Below are 18,148 nucleotides of genomic sequence, written 5' to 3' on the forward strand. Positions count from 1 at the left end.
TACAGCCGATGCAGTCCGCCGCGCCGCTCCACCCATGCGGACGGCCCGCCGACAACACACCGGTCAGACGGATTTTCGGTCGCGATTCGATGCGGAATCGACGGACTCTCTCGAGTTCCTGTCCCCTTCGGACCGGCTGAAAGCACTGATACGTAAGACGTACATGACGCATTGAGGGAGATAGACGTGACGATCCACGAGCACGACCGGGTGTCCGCCGATCGCGACGGGAAAGGCCCCCACGCACCTGCCGGGGACACCCATGCTCTGGTCGACCGTCTGACGGCCGGCGAGCCGTACGCCGTCGCATTCGGGGGCCAGGGCAGCGCCTGGCTGGAAACCCTGGAAGAACTGGTGTCGTCGGCCGGGATCGAGGCCGACCTGGCAACGCTGGTCGGTGAGGTGGAGCTGCTGCTCGAGCCGGTGGCCAAAGAGCTCGTGGTGGTGCGCCCGATCGGTTTCGAGCCGCTCACCTGGGTGCGGGCGCTCGCGGCCGAGGACCCCGTCCCGTCGGACAAGCACCTGACGTCGGCCGCGGTGTCGATTCCCGGCGTGCTGCTCACCCAGATCGCCGCCGTGCGCGCGCTGGCGCGCCAAGGCATGGATTTGAACGACACCCCGCCGGTGGCCGTCGCGGGGCATTCGCAAGGGGTGCTCGCGGTCGAGGCGCTCAAGGCCGCCGGTACCCGCGACGCCGAACTGCTGGCGATGGCCCAGCTGATCGGTGCGGCCGGGACGCTGGTGGCTCGTCGGCGCGGAATCTCCGTGCTCGGCGACCGCCCACCGATGGTGTCGGTGACCAACGCCGACCCCGAGCGCATCGGCCGCCTGCTCGACGAGTTCGCGCAGGACGTCCGCACCGTGTTGCCGCCGGTGCTGTCGATTCGCAACGGCCGGCGCTCGGTCGTCATCACCGGCACCCCCGAACAGCTGTCCCGGTTCGAGCTGTACTGCCAGCAGATCTCCGAAAAGGAAGAGGCCGAGCGCAAGAACAAGCTTCGCGGTGGGGACGTCTTCGCACCGGTCTTCGACCCGGTGCAGGTGGAGGTCGGCTTCCACACGCCCCGGTTGGCCGACGGCATCGACATCGTCGGCGGCTGGGCCGAAAAGGTGGGGCTCGACGTCGCGCTGGCGCGCGAGCTGACCGAGTCCATCCTGGTGCGCCGCGTCGACTGGGTCGAGGAGATCGGCCGGGTGCACGACGCCGGTGCGCGCTGGATCCTCGACCTGGGGCCCGGTGACATCCTGACCCGGCTGACCGCGCCGGTGATCCGGGGCCTGGGTGTGGGCATCGTGCCCGCCGCGACCCGCGGCGGGCAGCGCAACCTCTTCACCGTCGGGGCCGTCCCCGAGGTGGCGCGGGCGTGGTCGACGTACGCCCCCACGGTGGTGAGCCTTCCCGACGGCCGGGTCAAGCTCTCGACGAAGTTCACCCGGTTGACCGGACGCTCGCCGATCCTGCTCGCGGGCATGACCCCGACGACCGTGGACGCCAAGATCGTCGCCGCCGCGGCCAACGCGGGGCACTGGGCCGAGCTGGCCGGCGGTGGGCAGGTCACCGAGGAGATCTTCGGCGCACGCGTCGATGAGCTCGCAACGCTGCTCGAGCCGGGCCGCACCTATCAGTTCAACGCGTTGTTCCTCGACCCGTACCTATGGAAGCTGCAGGTCGGCGGAAAGCGGTTGGTGCAGAAGGCGCGTCAGTCCGGTGCGGCGATCGATGGCCTCGTCATCAGTGCCGGCATCCCCGACCTCGAGGACGCCGTGGAGCTGATCGAGGAGCTGAACGACGTCGGCATCAGCCACGTCGTGTTCAAGCCCGGCACGGTCGAGCAGATCCGCTCGGTCATCCGGATCGCGACCGAAGTGCCCACCAAGCCGGTGATCATGCACATCGAGGGTGGGCGCGCCGGCGGCCACCACTCCTGGGAAGACCTCGACGACCTGTTGCTGGCAACGTATTCCGAGCTGCGGTCGCGCTCCAACATCACCGTCTGTGTCGGCGGTGGAATCGGCACGCCCGAGCGGGCGGCCGAATACCTGTCCGGGCGCTGGGCGCAGGAGTACGGCTTCCCGCTGATGCCGATCGACGGCATCCTGGTGGGCACCGCGGCGATGGCGGCCAAGGAGGCCACCACGTCGCCGTCGGTCAAGCGGATGCTGGTCGAGACGCAGGGCACCGACCAGTGGGTGGGCGCCGGAAAAGCCGTGGGCGGCATGGCTTCCAGCCGCAGCCAGCTGGGCGCCGACATCCACGAGATCGACAACAGCGCTTCGCGGTGCGGGCGGCTCCTCGACGAGGTCGCTGGTGACGCGGAGGCCGTCGCGGCTCGCCGCGACGAGATCATCGCGGCGATGGCCAACACGGCCAAGCCGTACTTCGGCGACGTCGCCGACATGACCTACCTGCAGTGGCTGCAGCGCTACGTCGAGCTCGCCATCGGGGAGGGCAACTCCACCGCCGACACCGCCGCACCGGGCAGCCCGTGGCTGGCCGACACCTGGCGCGACCGGTTCCAGCAGATGCTGCAACGCGCCGAAGCCCGTTTGCACGCAAACGATTCCGGACCCATCGAGACGCTGTTCAACGATGCGGCCCTGCTGGAAACGCCTGACGACGCGATCGCCGCGCTGCTTGCCCACTACCCCGACGCCGACACCGTGCAGCTGCACCCGGCGGACGTCCCCTTCTTCGTCACCCTGTGCAAGACGCTGGGCAAGCCGGTCAACTTCGTGCCGGTCATCGACAAGGACGTGCGGCGCTGGTGGCGCAGCGACTCGCTGTGGCAGGCGCACGACGCCCGCTACGACGCCGACCAGGTGTGCATCATCCCGGGCACCGCGGCCGTGGCCGGCATCACCCGGATGGACGAACCGGTCGGTGAGTTGCTGGACCGCTTCGAGCAGGCCGCCATCGACGAGGTGCTCTCCTCCAACGGGCGGCCCCGGGCCGTCGCGTCGCGTCGGCTGGGCCGCCCGGACGTCACCGGCCCGCTGGCCGTCGTGCTGGACGCCCCCGACGTGCAGTGGGCCGGCCGCACCGCGACCAACCCGGTCCACCGGATCGCCGACCCCGGCGATTGGCTCGTGCACGACGGGCCCGAAAGTCGCCGCGCCACACACTCATTCACCGGCGCGCGGCTCGAGGTCGACGGCGATCGGGTGATGCTCAGCGTCCCGATCTCTGGAACCTGGATCGACATCCCGTTCACCCTGCCGCCCAACACCGTCGACGGCGGCACCCCCGTGGTGTCCACCGAGGACGCCGCCACCGCCATGCGCGCCGTGCTGGCGATCGCCGCCGGTGTCGACGGGCCGGAATTCCTGCCCGCGGTCGTCGACGGCACGGCCGCCGTGACGGTGGACTGGGACCCCGAGCGGGTCGCCGACCACACCGGGGTCACCGCCACGTTCGGCGAGCCGCTCGCTCCCGGCCTCACCACCGTGCCCGACGCGCTCGTCGGCCTGTGCTGGCCCGCGGTTTTCGCGGCGATCGGCTCGGCGGTCACCGACGCCGGCGTGCCGGTCGTCGAGGGCCTGCTGAGCCTCGTGCACCTGGACCACGCCGCCCATGTGGTCGGCGCGCTGCCCAAGGTGGAGGCCGAATTGGCAATCAGCGCAACGGCTTCCCCGGCCGTCGACACCGACATGGGCCGAGTGGTCAGGGTCGCGGTGACGATCGCCGGCGCCGACGGCGCGACCATCGCCCGTCTCGACGAGCGCTTTGTGATCCTCGGTCGCACCGGCGCCGCCGAGCTCACCGACCCGGTGCGGGCCGGCGGTGCGGTGTCGGAGAACGCGACCGACACCCCGCGCCGCCGCCGCCGCGACGTGCGGCTGACCGCCCCGGTCGACATGCGACCGTTCGCGGTGGTGTCCGGCGACCACAACCCGATCCACACCGACCGGGCGGCCGCCCTGCTGGCCGGCCTGGAATCGCCGATCGTGCATGGGATGTGGTTGTCGGCCGCGGCGCAGCACGCGGTGACCGCCACCGACGGCCAGGCGCGCCCGCCGGCCCGGCTGATCGGCTGGACCGCCCGATTCCTGGGCATGGTGCGTCCCGGCGACGAGGTCGACTTCCGCGTCGAGCGCGTCGGAATCGACCAGGGTGCAGAGGTTTTGGAGGTCGTGGCGCGCATCGGGTCCGATCTGGTGATGTCGGCGACGGCGCGCCTGGCCGCCCCGCACACGGTGTACGCCTTCCCGGGTCAGGGCATTCAGCACAAGGGCATGGGCATGGACGTCCGCGCCCGCTCGAAGGCCGCCCGCAAGGTGTGGGACAAGGCGGACAAGTTCACCCGCGACACGCTGGGCTTCTCGGTGCTGCACGTGGTGCGCGACAACCCGACCAGCATCATCGCCAGCGGCGTGCACTACAACCACCCCGAGGGGGTGCTGTACCTGACGCAGTTCACCCAGGTCGCGATGGCGACCGTCGCGGCGGCCCAGGTCGCCGAGATGCGGGAGCAAGGCGCTTTCGTCGAAGGCGCGATCGCCTGCGGCCACTCGGTCGGCGAGTACACCGCGCTGGCCTGCGTCACCGGCATCTACGAACTGGAAGCGTTGCTGGAGACGGTGTTTCACCGGGGTTCGAAGATGCATGACATTGTGCCCCGCGACGAGCTGGGCCGCTCGAACTACCGGCTGGCCGCCATCCGCCCGTCGCAGATCGACCTGCCCGACGACGAGGTCCCCGGCTTCGTGGCCGGAATCGCCGAGCGCACCGGCGAATTCCTGGAGATCGTGAACTTCAACCTGCGCGGTTCGCAGTACGCGATCGCAGGCACGGTCCGCGGCCTCGAGGAGCTGGAGGCCGAGGTGGAGCGGCGCCGCGAGCTCACCGGTGGCAAGCGTTCGTTCATCCTGGTGCCCGGCATCGACGTGCCCTTCCACTCGCGGGTGCTGCGCGTCGGGGTGGCGGAGTTCCGCCGCTCGCTGGAACGCGTCATGCCGCGCGACAAGAATCCCGACGTCATCATCGGGCGCTACATCCCGAACCTGGTGCCCCGCCCGTTCACCCTCGACCGCGACTTCATCCAGGAGATCCGCGATCTGGTGCCCGCCGAGCCGCTCGACGCGATCCTGGCCGACTACGACACCTGGCTGGCCGAGCGCCGGAATGAGATGGCGCGCATCGTCTTGATCGAGCTGCTGGCCTGGCAGTTCGCCAGCCCCGTGCGTTGGATCGAAACCCAGGACCTGCTTTTCACCGAGGAGGCCGCGGGCGGCCTGGGCGTGGAGCGGTTCGTCGAGATCGGTGTGAAGTCCGCGCCGACCGTCGCCGGACTGGCCACCAACACCCTCAAGTTGCCCGAATATGCCCACAGCACAGTCGAAGTGCTCAACGCCGAGCGCGACGCCGCGGTGCTGTTCGCCACCGACACCGACCCCGAGCCGGAGCCCGACGCCGACGAGCCGGCCGCCGATTCCGACGCTGCCGCGTCGGACGGTGGGCCCAACCCCAATGTCGCCCCAGTCGTCGCTGCGGCTCCCGCCGCAGCTCCGTCCGGTGCTCCGAGGCCCGATGACATCGGGTTCGACGCCGCCGACGCCACCCTGGCGTTGATCGCGCTGTCGGCCAAGATGCGCATCGACCAGATCGAGGAGCTCGACTCCATCGAGTCGATCACCGACGGCGCCTCGTCGCGGCGCAACCAGTTGCTGGTCGACCTCGGGTCGGAGTTGAACCTGGGCGCCATCGACGGCGCCGCCGAGGCTGACCTGGCCGGCCTGCGGTCGCAGGTCACCAAGCTGGCCCGTACCTACAAGCCTTTCGGCCCAGTGCTTTCCGACGCGATCAACGACCAACTGCGCACCGTGCTTGGGCCCTCCGGCAAGCGGCCCGCCGCGATCGCCGAGCGTGTCAAGAAGACGTGGGAGCTCGGCGACGGCTGGGCCAAGCACGTCACGGTCGAAGTCGCGCTGGGTACCCGCGAGGGCAACAGCGTTCGCGGGGGCGCCATGGGACACCTGCACGAGGGCGCGCTGGCCGACGCCGCGTCGGTCGACAAGGTCGTCGACGCCGCGGTCGCTTCCGTGGCCGCGCGGCGCGGGATCGCGGTGGCGCTGCCCTCTTCGGGAGGCGGCGGCGGTGCGACCGTCGACGCGGCCGCGCTGAGCGAATTCACCGACCAGATCACCGGTCGCGACGGTGTGCTCGCCTCGGCGGCCCGCCTGATCCTGGGCCAGCTCGGCCACGACAACCCGGTGAGCGCGCCGCCGGCCGCCACCGACGCCGAGCTCATCGACCTGGTCACCGCCGAACTCGGCGCGGACTGGCCGCGTTTGGTGGCACCGGCTTTCGACGCCAAGAAGGCCGTCGTGTTCGACGACCGGTGGGCCAGTGCCCGCGAGGACTTGGTCAAGCTCTGGCTGGCCGACGAGGGTGAGATCGACGCCCAGTGGAAGAGCCTGTCCGAAAGGTTCGAGGGCGCGGGCCACGTCGTCGCGACCCAGGCCACCTGGTGGCAGGGCAAATCGCTGGCCGCCGGTCGCCAGATCCACGCCTCGCTGTACGGCCGCATCGCGGCCGGCGCCGAGAACCCCGACCCCGGCCCGTACCGCAGCGAAGTCGCCGTCGTGACGGGCGCTTCCAAGGGATCGATCGCCGCGTCGGTCGTCGCGCGACTGCTCGACGGCGGAGCCACCGTCATCGCCACGACGTCCAAACTCGACGACGAGCGGCTGGCGTTCTACCGCGGGCTCTACCGCGACCACGCCCGGTACGGTGCGGCGCTGTGGGTGGTCGCCGCCAACATGGCGTCCTACTCCGACATCGACGCGCTGGCGGAATGGATCGGCACCGAGCAGACCGAAAGCCTTGGGCCGCAATCCATTCACATCAAGGACGCGCAGACACCGACGCTGCTCTTCCCGTTCGCGGCGCCGCGTGTCGCCGGGGACCTGTCGGAGGCGGGTTCGCGCTCCGAGATGGAGATGAAGGTTCTGCTCTGGGCGGTGCAGCGGTTGATCGGTGGGCTATCCAAGATCGGTGCCGAGCGCGACATCGCGTCGCGGCTGCACGTGGTGCTGCCCGGTTCGCCCAACCGCGGCATGTTCGGTGGCGACGGCGCCTACGGCGAGGCCAAGTCGGCGCTGGACGCGGTGGTGAGTCGCTGGCACGCCGAATCCTCGTGGGCCGCGAGGGTCAGCCTCGCGCACGCGCTGATCGGCTGGACCCGCGGCACCGGGCTGATGGGCCACAACGACGCCATCGTCGAGGCCGTCGAGGAGGCCGGTGTCACCACGTATTCCACCGAGCAGATGGCGGCCATGCTGCTGGGTCTCTGCGACGTCGAGTCCAAGGTGGCGGCGGCCGGCGCGCCGATCAAGGCCGACCTGACCGGCGGCCTTGCCGAGGCCAACCTCGACATGGCCGAACTGGCCGCCAAGGCGCGCGAACAGGCCACGTCGGGCGATCAGGTCGTGGATGACGTTGCGGCGGAAGGCACCATCGCCGCGCTGCCGTCCCCGCCGCGAGGCTTCAAGCCGGCGCCACCGCCCGAATGGGCCGACCTGGACGTCGACCCCGCCGACCTGGTGGTGATCGTCGGCGGCGCCGAGATCGGTCCCTACGGTTCGTCGCGCACCCGGTTCGAGATGGAAGTCGACAACGAGCTGTCGGCCGCGGGCGTCCTCGAGCTGGCCTGGACCACCGGGCTGGTCCGGTGGGAGGACGACCCCCAACCCGGTTGGTATGACACCGAATCCGGAGACCTGGTCGACGAGACCGAACTGGTCGAGCGCTACCACGACATCGTGGTCGAGCGGGTGGGCATCCGCGAGTTCGTCGACGACGGCGCGATCGATCCCGATCACGCATCGCCGCTGCTGGTGTCGGTGTTCCTGGAAAAGGACTTCTCCTTCGTGGTGTCCTCGGAGGCCGACGCTCGCGCCTTCGTCGAATTCGACCCCGAGCACACGATCGTGCGGCCGGTGCCCGACTCCAGCGACTGGCAGGTGATCCGCAAGGCCGGCACCGAGATTCGGGTCCCGCGCAAGACCAAGCTGTCGCGGGTCGTCGGCGCGCAGGTCCCCACCGGATTCGATCCGACCGTGTTCGGCATCAGCCAGGACATGGCTAGCTCGACCGACCGGGTGGCGTTGTGGAACATCGTCGCGACCGTCGACGCATTCCTGTCGTCGGGATTCACCCCGACCGAGTTGATGCGATGGGTGCACCCGGGCCTGGTCGCCAGCACCCAGGGCACCGGAATGGGCGGCATGACGTCGATGCAGACGATGTATCACGGCAACCTGCTCGGCCGGAACAAGCCGAACGACATCCTGCAGGAAGTGTTGCCGAATGTGGTTGCCGCGCACGTCATTCAGAGCTATGTGGGTAGCTACGGCGCGATGATTCACCCGGTAGGCGCGTGCGCGACCGCGGCGGTGTCGGTCGAGGAGGGCGTCGACAAGATCCGCCTCGGCAAGGCCGAACTGGTGGTCGCCGGCGGCTTCGACGACCTGACGCTGGAAGCCATCATCGGCTTCGGTGACATGGCCGCCACCGCCGACTCGTCCATGATGCGGGGCCGGGGCATCCACGACTCGAAGTTCTCCCGGCCCAACGACCGGCGCCGGCTCGGCTTCGTCGAGGCGCAGGGCGGTGGCACCATCCTGCTCGCCCGGGGCGACCTGGCGCTCAAGATGGGCCTGCCGGTGTTGGCCGTGGTCGCCTACGCGCAGTCGTTCGCCGACGGCGTGCACAGCTCGATCCCGGCCCCGGGCCTGGGTGCGCTGGGCGCCGGCCGCGGCGGCAGGGACTCGCAGTTGGCGCGGGCGCTCGGCAAGCTCGGCGTCGGTGCCGACGACATTGCGGTGATCTCCAAGCACGACACCTCGACGCTGGCCAACGATCCCAACGAGACCGAGCTGCACGAGCGGCTGGCCGACTCGCTGGGCCGCTCCGAGGGCGCACCGCTGTTCGTGGTGTCGCAGAAGAGCCTCACCGGCCACGCCAAGGGCGGCGCGGCGGTGTTCCAGATGATGGGCCTGTGCCAGATGCTGCGCGACGGGGTGATCCCGCCGAACCGAAGCCTGGACTGCGTCGACGACGAGCTGGCCGGCTCGGCGCACTTCGTGTGGGTGCGCGAGACGCTGCGGCTGGGCGAGAAGTTCCCGCTCAAGGCGGGGCTGCTGACCAGCCTCGGGTTCGGCCACGTGTCGGGGCTGGTGGCGCTGGTGCACCCGCAGGCGTTCATCGCGTCGCTGGATGCCGATCAGCGCGCGGACTACCAGCGGCGTGCGGAGGCGCGGCTGCTCGCCGGTCAGCGCCGGTTGGTCTCGGCCATCGCCGGCGGCGCGCCGATGTACGAGCGGCCGGCGGACCGTCGTTTCAGCCATGACGCACCGGAGAAGCGCCAGGAGGCGGCGATGCTGCTGGACCCGGCGTCTCGGCTCGGTGAGGGCGAGGCGTACGAGGTCTCGCCCGGATGACGTCAACTACCGTCCGTTAGCCTGGCGTCCCATGGGAATTGTCGGTGTGGGGATCGACGTCGTCTCCATCCCTGATTTCGCCGAGCAGGTCGACCAGCCGGGAACCGTCTTCTCCGAGACGTTCACTCCGGGTGAGCGCCGCGATGCCTCGGACAAGAGTTCGTCGGCGGCGCGCCACCTGGCGGCACGGTGGGCTGCGAAGGAGGCGGTGATCAAGGCCTGGTCGGGGTCCCGGTTCGCCCAGCGGCCCGTGCTCCCGGAGGACATCCACCGGGACATCGAGGTGGTCACCGACATGTGGGGCCGGCCCCGGGTGCGGCTCAGCGGCGACATCGCCAAGCACCTGGCCGACGTGACGATCCACGTGTCGCTGACACACGAGGGAGACACCGCGGCCGCGGTGGCGATCCTGGAGACGACCTGACGCCTCTCGCGAGCAGACGCAAAGTCGCATCTGCCGCGGAGGATTCATGCGACTTTGCGTCTGCTGGGCCGGGAAAGTGGGGGACTAGCCTCGAGATCATGAGCGATCTGGTGGAACGCGTCCGCGAGCTGTTGCCGTCGGTGCGCCGCGACCTCGAGGAGCTGATCCGCATCGAGTCGGTGTGGGCCGACCCGGGCCGCCGCGACGAGGTGCATCGCAGCGCGCGGTCGGTGGCGGAGCTGTTGTCGCAGGCCGGTTTTGGCGATGTGCGGGTCGTCAGCGAGGGTGGGGCGCCCGCGGTCATCGCGCGACACCCCGCGCCGCCGGGCGCGCCGACCGTGCTGCTGTACGCCCACCACGACGTGCAGCCCGAAGGCGACACCGGCCAGTGGGCGTCACCGCCCTTCGAGCCCACCGAACGTGACGGGCGGCTCTACGGCCGTGGTAGCGCCGACGACAAGGCTGGTATCGCAACGCATTTGGCGGCGTTCCGGGCGCACGGCGGCCGGCCCCCGGTTGGCGTGACCGTATTCGTCGAGGGCGAGGAGGAAGCCTTCCGTTGCCAATTGTGCTGCACGCTACGGCGCACCACTGGTGAAATTCTTGGCGTTCGCTTCCGCTACCGATCTCAACTTGCCTGACGGCCCGCCCGCCGACCTCCTCACGGCAACCCCCGCGTGCAAAAGTTGCCGAGGCGCCCGAACCGGCGCAAAGTACCGGTCAGCGGGGGCAGTAGGGAGCAAGTGATGAAGACACAGTTTGCTGCGGCCTCCGCGGCATTGGTTTCAGCGTCGCTGCTAACGGCGCAGGGTGCGGTCGCCGCGCCGGGCGATGCGGTGGTGTACACCGTGACCTCGGACGCCCCGTTGGCCGCGGTGTCGTATATCGATGCGACGGGCACGCTGCAGATGCTGACCAATCAGCCCGCGCCGTGGTCGATCTCGTTCACCAGTAAGGACACCAGTCCCGCGGCGGTGCTGACGGTCGCCGCGAACCCGACCGGTCAGAAGACGACCTGCACGATCACGGTCAATGGGACGGTGAAGGACACCAAGTCGACGACGGGCACGGGTGAAGCCGGCCTGGCGCAGTGCGCCGCGTAACCGCTCCGCGGTTCACACCGACAGGTCGCGCCGAAGCTTGGCCACGTGGCCGGTGGCCTTGACGTTGTATTGCGCGACGGCGATCTTGCCCTTCTCGTCCACCACGAAGGTCGAGCGGATCACGCCCTGCACCGTCCTGCCGTACATCTGCTTCTCGCCGTAGGCGCCCCAGGCCGTCAGCACCTTGCGGTCGGGATCCGAGAGCAGCGGGAACGTCAGCTTCTCGGCGTCGCGGAATTTGGCCAGCTTCTCCGGCTTGTCGGGGGAGATGCCGATGACGTCGAGGCCGGCGTCGCCGAGTTCGCGCAGGTTGTCGCGGAAGTCGCAGGCCTGCTTCGTGCAGCCCGGCGTCGAGGCCGCGGGGTAGAAGTACACGATGACGCGACGGTCCTTGTAGTCGGACAGCGACACCTTATTGCCGTCGGCGTCGGGCAGGCTGAAGGGGGGCGCTTTGTCGCCCGGCGCAAGCCGCGTGGTCTCGGCCAATTTCTAGGCCCCTTTCTGTTCACCGGAGCGTTGGGGTTATCGCCAGCTGATCTAGGGTAGTGCCTCAGGTGCATCAGGCCGATTGGGAGGACAGACACGTGGCGGACCGGGACCCCGAGGCCATCAAGCGGGACATCGACGTCGCCCGCGACCAGCTGGCGGCCACCGTCGACTCGCTTGCCGTGCGCGCCAACCCGCGCCGCCTCGCCGACGACCTCAAGGTTCGGGTGATCGCGTTCGTCAAGAAGCCCGCGGTGACGGTCTCACTGGCCGGCGTCGGCGTCCTCGTCGTCGTGGTCGTGGTGCACCGGGTGCGCAACCGCTGACCCGTCAGGTCATGCCGGCGCCCGTGCCGCTCTGAACGTGCACCGGGAGGTCATCGGCCCACGGCTGGGTGGTAGCCATGTCCTCGACCTCGACGTAGCCGCGCTCGAATTCGCCGGTCGCCGCGTCCACCAGGCGGTACTCCTGACGCTGGATGTGGATGGGCTGCGCGTCCAGGATCACCACCCGCACGTCACCGGGCTCGAAGTTGCAGCGCTGCTGTAGCGCCTCGATGAGGCATTCGTTGTGCATGTGCCCATCGCCGAAGTTCCAGCCCAGCACCATTGCGCAGAGATTCTCGCCTTCGCAGAGGTTGTAGTCGGCCTCGTCGTAGCCGGCCAAAGCGCGGTGTACCAGGGTGTAGAGCGCGCGGCCGTGGGTGTTCATCCCTCGGAAGGCGTAGGCGAGGTGAATGGGGACCAAGGTCTCTTCTTTGGTTTTGTAGAGACGCTCGAGCTGTAGGTGATACATCGGTCCCAGCGCGCGGGAGCCGGTGCGGATCTTCTCGTCGACCGACGGCTTGACGCACCACACCGTGGTGTCCCAGTTGCCCGCGTAATACCGCATGCCCGGCAGGAAGGACACCTTGCGCGGGTAGAGGTTTCCGACGACGACCACCCCGGCGATGACGACGAACAGGATCGCCACCGGCAACGGATTGGCCACATCGGACAACCCGAGCCAGGCGTGCGCCACGAACAGCGACAGCACGCCGAAGATCATGAAGACGTTCCACTCCAGCGGCACCCCCATCGGGAAGGCCAGCAGGATGTTCAGGTGGAAGACGATCATCACGAACGCGGCGATGGCCGTCGGCCAGCCGCCGTGGGAGAACAGCAGCGCCAGTGGTACCAGGCCTTCCACGGCGGTGGAGAAGTGCGCGATGAAACCCGCCAGCGCGCTGGGGCGCAGGTCGTCCGGGTAGCGCTTGAACATCGAGCGCTTGAGCGCCCCGGAGGGGATGAACGGGTTGTTCGCGAGCATCGTCGAGATCACGAACGGGAAGTGCCGGTTGAGCTTTGAGGTGGCCGCCCCGAGCCAGATCACCATGAAGACCACCTTGGCCCCGATGATGGAGTCCGCCCCGGCGAACAGGAAGACCAGCGCCAGCGGCGCATAGACCTCACCGCGCGCGGCCAAAAAGATCACCTTGTCGCGCAGACCGAGGACGGCCAGGACCGACAGGATCGCGACGGTGTGCCAAGGGGCCAGCACGCCAATGTCGGTGTGCAGGGCGGGGATTGCGCCGGTGCCATCGGACACCAGCGCGATGGCGAGCAGCGCCAGCAGCGCGCCGTAGAGGATGGCGTCGAGCGGGCTGCGGACGCTGCCCTTGGTCAGCGGCACCCGATCGGGCCACGGGGGCAGCCGGATGGTGCTGGGCCGCAACCAGTACAGGATGGAGCCCATCGGCGGGAAGTACCGGCCGGCCAGCGGCCCGAAGCAACAGCCCAGGCCGATGACTTCGAACAGCATCGTGTACAGCACGGCCTTCTCGAACACGATCGGTTCCGACCACCAGGCGGCGACGCCCGTGAAGCTGCCGATGCCCGTCGTGCACCACCCGAACACCCAGCCGCCGAGGATGTACAGCGCGATCTTCACGCCATACATCACATGCATCACCAGCGGGGTGCCGAACCCGTTCTCGGCGATGTGGCGCACCATCGGGACGATCCGTTGCGCGCGGGGTTGCTTGCTCCACTCGGCCACGTCGACGACGGGCAGGTTCGGCTGGATGAACCCCATGGCAGCTCCTTCGACGCAAAGGGCGTTCGCTGTGAAGGAGAAGCTACCTGCAGCATCAATCGTGTGGCGGCCAAATCACGACGAAAAGTGGTCCGAGCGGCCGTTAGCCGCCCCCGGTATGTCAACTGTGCGCCGTCAGGGTTTCGAACCCCGGACCCGCTGATTAAGAGTCAGCTGCTCTACCAACTGAGCTAACGGCGCTTTCGACGGCCGAGACCGCGTACGCGACAATAACAGGCGTCCTGCCGCGGAGTGAAATCCCGGTTTCCTTCCAGGTTAGCCACCCGAGAGCGCTCGCGGGGGCCTCGGGAAACCCGATCGCTGAAACCGTCTGCCGCGCAAGCCCCGTCAGAACACGGTCCCGCAGTAGGGGGCCCGATCGGTGCTGAAGGCGGCATCCAGGTCGCGTATCGCGCCCGGGCGCTCTTCGGTGATCCGGCCCGCTCGCAGGAGCTCGGAGGCCGGGTGTGCGCCCATGTAGATGGTGGCCAGATCTGCCAGGCCGATGCCGACGTCGGTGGGCCCGTCGTGCGGTGTGCACTTGCCCACGCCGTCACGGGCCTGCAGTCGCGGCGGAACTCCGCGACAGGGTCCGCCAACCGGCCTGAGCGCACCTTCCGGCCGGCCCTGCGTGACACCTGATCACGGACCTGTCAAGGTCGGCGTGCGTGTGCACAAAACGCATTACAATGCATGCACTGTTTCTGGTCAGCGGTGACCAACTACATCGGATTTCGTGGAAGGTCACTCGATGACGCCTTTGCGCAGACGACGATCGTGGCTGGCCGCCGCGATCGCTTCGGTTGCTGTGTTCGGCGTCGCCTGCGGGGGCAGCCATACCGCTGCCCCGGCGAAAGTGATCTTCGACAAGGGCACCCCATTCGCGGACCTGCTCGTCCCGAAGCTGACCTCCTCGGTGACCGACGGGGCCGTCGGTGTCACCGTCGACGCCCCTGTGACCGTCAGCGTGGCCGACGGTGTTCTCGCGTCGGTGACCATGGTCAACGAGAACGGCAAATCCATCAGCGGCCAGCTCAGCCCCGACGGGCTGCGCTGGTCGACCACCGAGCAACTCGGCTACAACCGGCGCTACACCCTGAGCGTGAAAGCGCTGGGCATGGGGGGCGCGGCGAATCGGCAGATGACCTTCCAGACCAGTTCGCCCGCCCACCTGACGATGCCGTACGTCGCGCCGGGCGACGGCGAGGTGGTGGGCATCGGTGAGCCGGTGGCGATCCGATTCGACGAGAACATCGCGGACCGCGCCGCCGCGCAGAAGGCCATCAAGATCACCACCAACCCGCCCGTCGAGGGCGCGTTCTACTGGCTCAACAATCGCGAAGTACGTTGGCGCCCCGAGCATTTCTGGAAATCCGGGACGGCCATCGATGTGGCGGTCAACACCTACGGCGTCGACCTGGGTGACGGAATGTTCGGCGAGGACAACGTCAAGACCCACTTCACCATTGGCGACGAGGTCATTTCGACCGCGGACGACACCACCAAGACGGTGACCGTCCGCGTCAACGGCGAGGTGGTCAAGACCATGCCGACGTCGATGGGCAAGGACAGCACGCCGACGGACAACGGTTTCTACATCATCGGCGGCCGGTTCAAGCACATCATCATGGACTCGTCGACCTACGGTGTTCCGGTCAATTCGCCCAACGGATATCGCACCGAAGTGGACTGGGCCACCCAGATGTCCTATAGCGGCGTCTTCGTGCATTCCGCGCCCTGGTCGGTCGGCGCCCAGGGGCACACCAACACCAGCCACGGGTGCCTGAACGTGAGCCCCAGCAACGCCGAGTGGTTCTATGACCACAGCAAGACCGGCGACATCGTCGAGGTCATCAACACGGTGGGGCCGACGCTGCCCGGCACCGAGGGGTTGGGCGACTGGAACATTCCCTGGCCGCAGTGGAAAGCGGGCAACGCCAACACCTGACGTGCGGCTCAGTCGACCTTGTGCCAGGCCGCGCAGTTTCTGGTCATGAATGCGCGGTCGGTGGGCAGGATCTGCACCACCTGCGGGCCGTCGTTGACGTTGTTGTCGATGATGTCATTGGTGTCCAGGCTGCGCAGACGCGCCCAATAGCATCCGTATTTCCCGGCGCTGCGATAGGTGCCCGGTGCGATGTCGCTGCCGACGATGAACGTGCCGTCCGACTCGATGGTCGTCTTCGGTCCCGGCGGGGGCGGCGGCACGGCGGTCACGGTCACCGTCTTGGTCGCTGCCGGCACCGTCGACGTGACGGTGGTCGCCGTGTGGTTCGACCCCCCGCAGCCCGCGAGCAGGACAGCGCAACCCATGATGGCCGCGTTCAGGGGGAGCAATTGGCGGTTCGGCGGCACGGCGCGCTGTCCCTCCCGTTCAGGGTGCAATCGCGTGCCGGGGGCCGGAACGCCCCGGCGGTCAGGAAGCAACACGGGCCTCCGGCCGATTGGGGTGGCTGACGGGGCTCGAACCCGCGACATCCAGGATCACAACCTGGTGCTCTACCAGCTGAACTACAGCCACCATCGCCGCCGGCGGCCTCGAGGCCATCGAGCGGCGACGTCGATACTAGCCGGTCGGTGGCTCGGTGGCCGAATCGATTTCGTTCGGGGTGCCGCCGTCGCCCTCCAGTTCGGCGACGACGGCCTCGATCTCGCTGGTAGAAGGTCCCGGCGGGGAGACGAACGCCGTCCGGCGGTAGAACCGCAACTCGCGGATCGATTCGTGAATGTCGGCCAGCGCGCGGTGCGCGAGCCCCTTGACCGGCTGGCCGAAATAGATCCGCGGATACCAGCGCCGGCAGAGCTCCTTGATCGAGCTCACGTCGATCATCCGGTAATGCAGGAACGAATCCAGCGCGGGCATGTCGCGGGCGATGAACGCACGGTCGGTGGCGATGGAATTGCCCGCCAACGGCGCCGTCTTGGGTTGCTTGACATGCTTGCCGACGTAGTCGAGCACCATCGCCTCGGCGGTAGCCAGGTCGACGGTCGACGCCCGCACCTCGTCGATCAGCCCTGAACGCGTGTGCATTTCGGTGACCACGTCGATCATCGACGACAACGCTTCGTCGTCGGCGTGGATAACCACGTCGACGCCGTCGCCCAGGATGTTCAAATCGGCGTCGGTGACCAGGGCCGCGATTTCGATCAACTTGTCGGAGCCGAGGTCCAGCCCCGTCATCTCGCAGTCGATCCACACCAACTCGTCTCGCACAGCGCTCAGACTAGGCTCCCGCGCCGCCCGCGCCGGCCATCGCCCCTAATTGCGCCGGAGAAGTAGTGTGAGCGTTGCCGGACCACCTGCCGAAGCACTGGGAACGGGGGCACCACGATGAGCACCGAATCCGCGGAAACACCCGCGCGCCGGATCGCCAACGGGTACGCCGTCGACGGGCAGGCACTCGAATTGGGCACGGTCGTCGTCGACGGCGCCGTCGACCCGACGGCGCAGATTCGCATCCCCCTGGCCACGATCAACCGGCACGGCCTGGTGGCCGGTGCGACCGGAACGGGGAAGACCAAGACGCTTCAGCTGATCGCCGAACAACTCAGTGCGGCGGGCGTCGCGGTGATGATGGCCGACGTCAAGGGCGACCTGTCGGGTCTGGCCCGGCCGGGGGAGGCCAACGACAAGACCGCCGCGCGCGCCAAAGACACGGGCGACGACTGGGCGGCGACCGGCTTCCCGGTGGAGTTCTTGTCGCTGGGCACCGGGGGACTCGGCGTGCCGGTCCGCGCGACGGTTGCCAGCTTCGGTCCGGTTCTGCTGTCGAAAGTGTTGGGGCTCAACGCCACTCAAGAGTCGACGCTGGGGCTGATCTTTCACTGGGCCCAGCAGGCGAACCGTCGGCTGGTCACCCTGGGTGATCTGCGTGGCGTGATCAGCCACCTGGCGAGCGACGAGGGCAAGGCCGACCTGAAAGACCTGGGCGGCGTTTCACCGACGACGGCGGGCGTCATCCTGCGGGCGCTGGTCAACCTCGCCGGCGAGGGCGGCGACACGTTTTTCGGCGAGCCGAAGCTCGATCCTCAGGACTTGCTGCGCGTCGACGACCAGGGTCACGGCATCATCTCGCTGCTCGAGTTCAGCGGTCAGTCGCTGCGCCCGGTCATCTTCTCCACGTTTCTGATGTGGGTGCTCGCCGACTTGTTCGCGGTGCTGCCCGAAGTCGGCGACATCGACAAGCCCAAGCTGGTCTTCTTTTTCGACGAGGCGCACCTGTTGTTCGCCGACGCCTCCAAGGCGTTCCTCGAGCAGGTCGAGCAGACCGTCAAGCTGATCCGCTCCAAGGGCGTCGGGGTGTTCTTCTGCACGCAACTGCCCACCGACCTGCCCAACGATGTGCTCTCCCAGCTCGGCGCCCGGATCCAGCACGCGCTGCGGGCGTTCACCCCCGACGATCAACAGGCGCTGAGCAAGACCGTGCGGACGTATCCGAAAACCGATGTCTACGACCTGGAATCGGCGCTGACGTCGCTGGGTATCGGGGAGGCCGTGGTCACGGTGCTGTCCGAGAAGGGCGCGCCCACGCCCGTCGCGTGGACCCGCATGCGCGTGCCGCGGTCGCTGATGGCGTCGATTGGAAACGACGCGATAGCGGCCACGGCGAAAAGCAGTGCG

Annotated in this window: 10 protein-coding genes, 2 tRNA genes and 2 pseudogenes; 7 read left to right on the forward strand and 7 right to left on the reverse strand. The window is 68.5% G+C overall.

The features are described 5' to 3' along the window. The first annotated feature begins 186 nt into the window (after nucleotides 1–186). The 4 genes and pseudogenes from A5691_RS01975 to A5691_RS01990 all read left to right on the forward strand — a co-directional run bounded on the left by A5691_RS01975 (nucleotide 187) and on the right by A5691_RS01990 (nucleotide 10,968). Complete coding sequence (locus A5691_RS01975; protein WP_068015736.1) at nucleotides 187–9,441, forward strand: type I polyketide synthase; 9,255 nt, start codon at nucleotides 187–189, stop codon at nucleotides 9,439–9,441. 31 nt (nucleotides 9,442–9,472) lie between these two features. Then, the gene (locus A5691_RS01980) at nucleotides 9,473–9,865 is read left to right on the forward strand and encodes a holo-ACP synthase (protein WP_065444533.1); all 393 of its coding nucleotides are present in this window, start codon (nucleotides 9,473–9,475) and stop codon (nucleotides 9,863–9,865) included. A gap of 98 nt (nucleotides 9,866–9,963) precedes the next feature. Next, a pseudogene (locus A5691_RS01985) lies at nucleotides 9,964–10,419 on the forward strand (M20/M25/M40 family metallo-hydrolase); the annotation flags it as partial. A 192-nt stretch (nucleotides 10,420–10,611) separates the two neighbouring features. Continuing rightward, nucleotides 10,612–10,968 carry an MmpS family transport accessory protein gene (locus tag A5691_RS01990; protein ID WP_068266392.1) on the forward strand — a complete coding sequence of 119 codons (357 nt, stop codon included), beginning with the start codon at nucleotides 10,612–10,614 and terminating at the stop codon, nucleotides 10,966–10,968. 12 nt (nucleotides 10,969–10,980) lie between these two features. On the opposite strand, the gene bcp is transcribed toward A5691_RS01990, so the two are convergent. Continuing rightward, the gene (bcp, locus tag A5691_RS01995) at nucleotides 10,981–11,454 is read right to left on the reverse strand and encodes a thioredoxin-dependent thiol peroxidase (protein WP_067760549.1); all 474 of its coding nucleotides are present in this window, start codon (nucleotides 11,452–11,454) and stop codon (nucleotides 10,981–10,983) included. A 98-nt stretch (nucleotides 11,455–11,552) separates the two neighbouring features. On the opposite strand from bcp, the gene A5691_RS02000 reads away from it, so the two are divergent. Next, nucleotides 11,553–11,780 carry a DUF3618 domain-containing protein gene (locus tag A5691_RS02000; RefSeq protein ID WP_067760600.1) on the forward strand — a complete coding sequence of 76 codons (228 nt, stop codon included), beginning with the start codon at nucleotides 11,553–11,555 and terminating at the stop codon, nucleotides 11,778–11,780. Between the two features lie 4 nt (nucleotides 11,781–11,784). On the opposite strand, the gene A5691_RS02005 is transcribed toward A5691_RS02000, so the two are convergent. From A5691_RS02005 to A5691_RS02015, 3 genes and pseudogenes are all read right to left on the reverse strand, one after another. Next, the gene (locus A5691_RS02005; RefSeq protein WP_067760551.1) at nucleotides 11,785–13,527 is read right to left on the reverse strand and encodes a DUF3556 domain-containing protein; all 1,743 of its coding nucleotides are present in this window, start codon (nucleotides 13,525–13,527) and stop codon (nucleotides 11,785–11,787) included. A gap of 128 nt (nucleotides 13,528–13,655) precedes the next feature. Beyond that, nucleotides 13,656–13,728, reverse strand: a tRNA-Lys gene (locus A5691_RS02010). 147 nt (nucleotides 13,729–13,875) lie between these two features. Then, nucleotides 13,876–14,097 (reverse strand): annotated as a pseudogene (locus A5691_RS02015) (sterol carrier protein domain-containing protein); the annotation flags it as partial. A 181-nt stretch (nucleotides 14,098–14,278) separates the two neighbouring features. Between A5691_RS02015 and A5691_RS02020 the strand changes: the two are divergent. Continuing rightward, on the forward strand, nucleotides 14,279–15,475 hold the full coding sequence (locus A5691_RS02020; RefSeq protein ID WP_082950092.1) for an Ig-like domain-containing protein: 1,197 nt from the start codon (nucleotides 14,279–14,281) through the stop codon (nucleotides 15,473–15,475). An 8-nt stretch (nucleotides 15,476–15,483) separates the two neighbouring features. Here A5691_RS02020 and A5691_RS02025 read toward each other — a convergent pair whose 3' ends face one another. From A5691_RS02025 to orn, 3 genes are all read right to left on the reverse strand, one after another. Continuing rightward, complete coding sequence (locus A5691_RS02025; protein ID WP_067760604.1) at nucleotides 15,484–15,840, reverse strand: hypothetical protein; 357 nt, start codon at nucleotides 15,838–15,840, stop codon at nucleotides 15,484–15,486. 132 nt (nucleotides 15,841–15,972) lie between these two features. Next, nucleotides 15,973–16,048: transfer RNA gene (locus A5691_RS02030), tRNA-His, on the reverse strand. A gap of 45 nt (nucleotides 16,049–16,093) precedes the next feature. Beyond that, complete coding sequence (gene orn / locus A5691_RS02035; RefSeq protein WP_067760557.1) at nucleotides 16,094–16,741, reverse strand: oligoribonuclease; 648 nt, start codon at nucleotides 16,739–16,741, stop codon at nucleotides 16,094–16,096. Between the two features lie 117 nt (nucleotides 16,742–16,858). Between orn and A5691_RS02040 the strand changes: the two genes are divergently transcribed. Beyond that, the coding region (locus A5691_RS02040; RefSeq protein ID WP_067781071.1) for a helicase HerA-like domain-containing protein at nucleotides 16,859–18,148 on the forward strand (1,290 nt) is incomplete at its 3' end.

It is taken from the genome of Mycobacterium sp. E183, from assembly GCF_001667735.1.
Taxonomy (GTDB): Bacteria; Actinomycetota; Actinomycetes; order Mycobacteriales; family Mycobacteriaceae; genus Mycobacterium.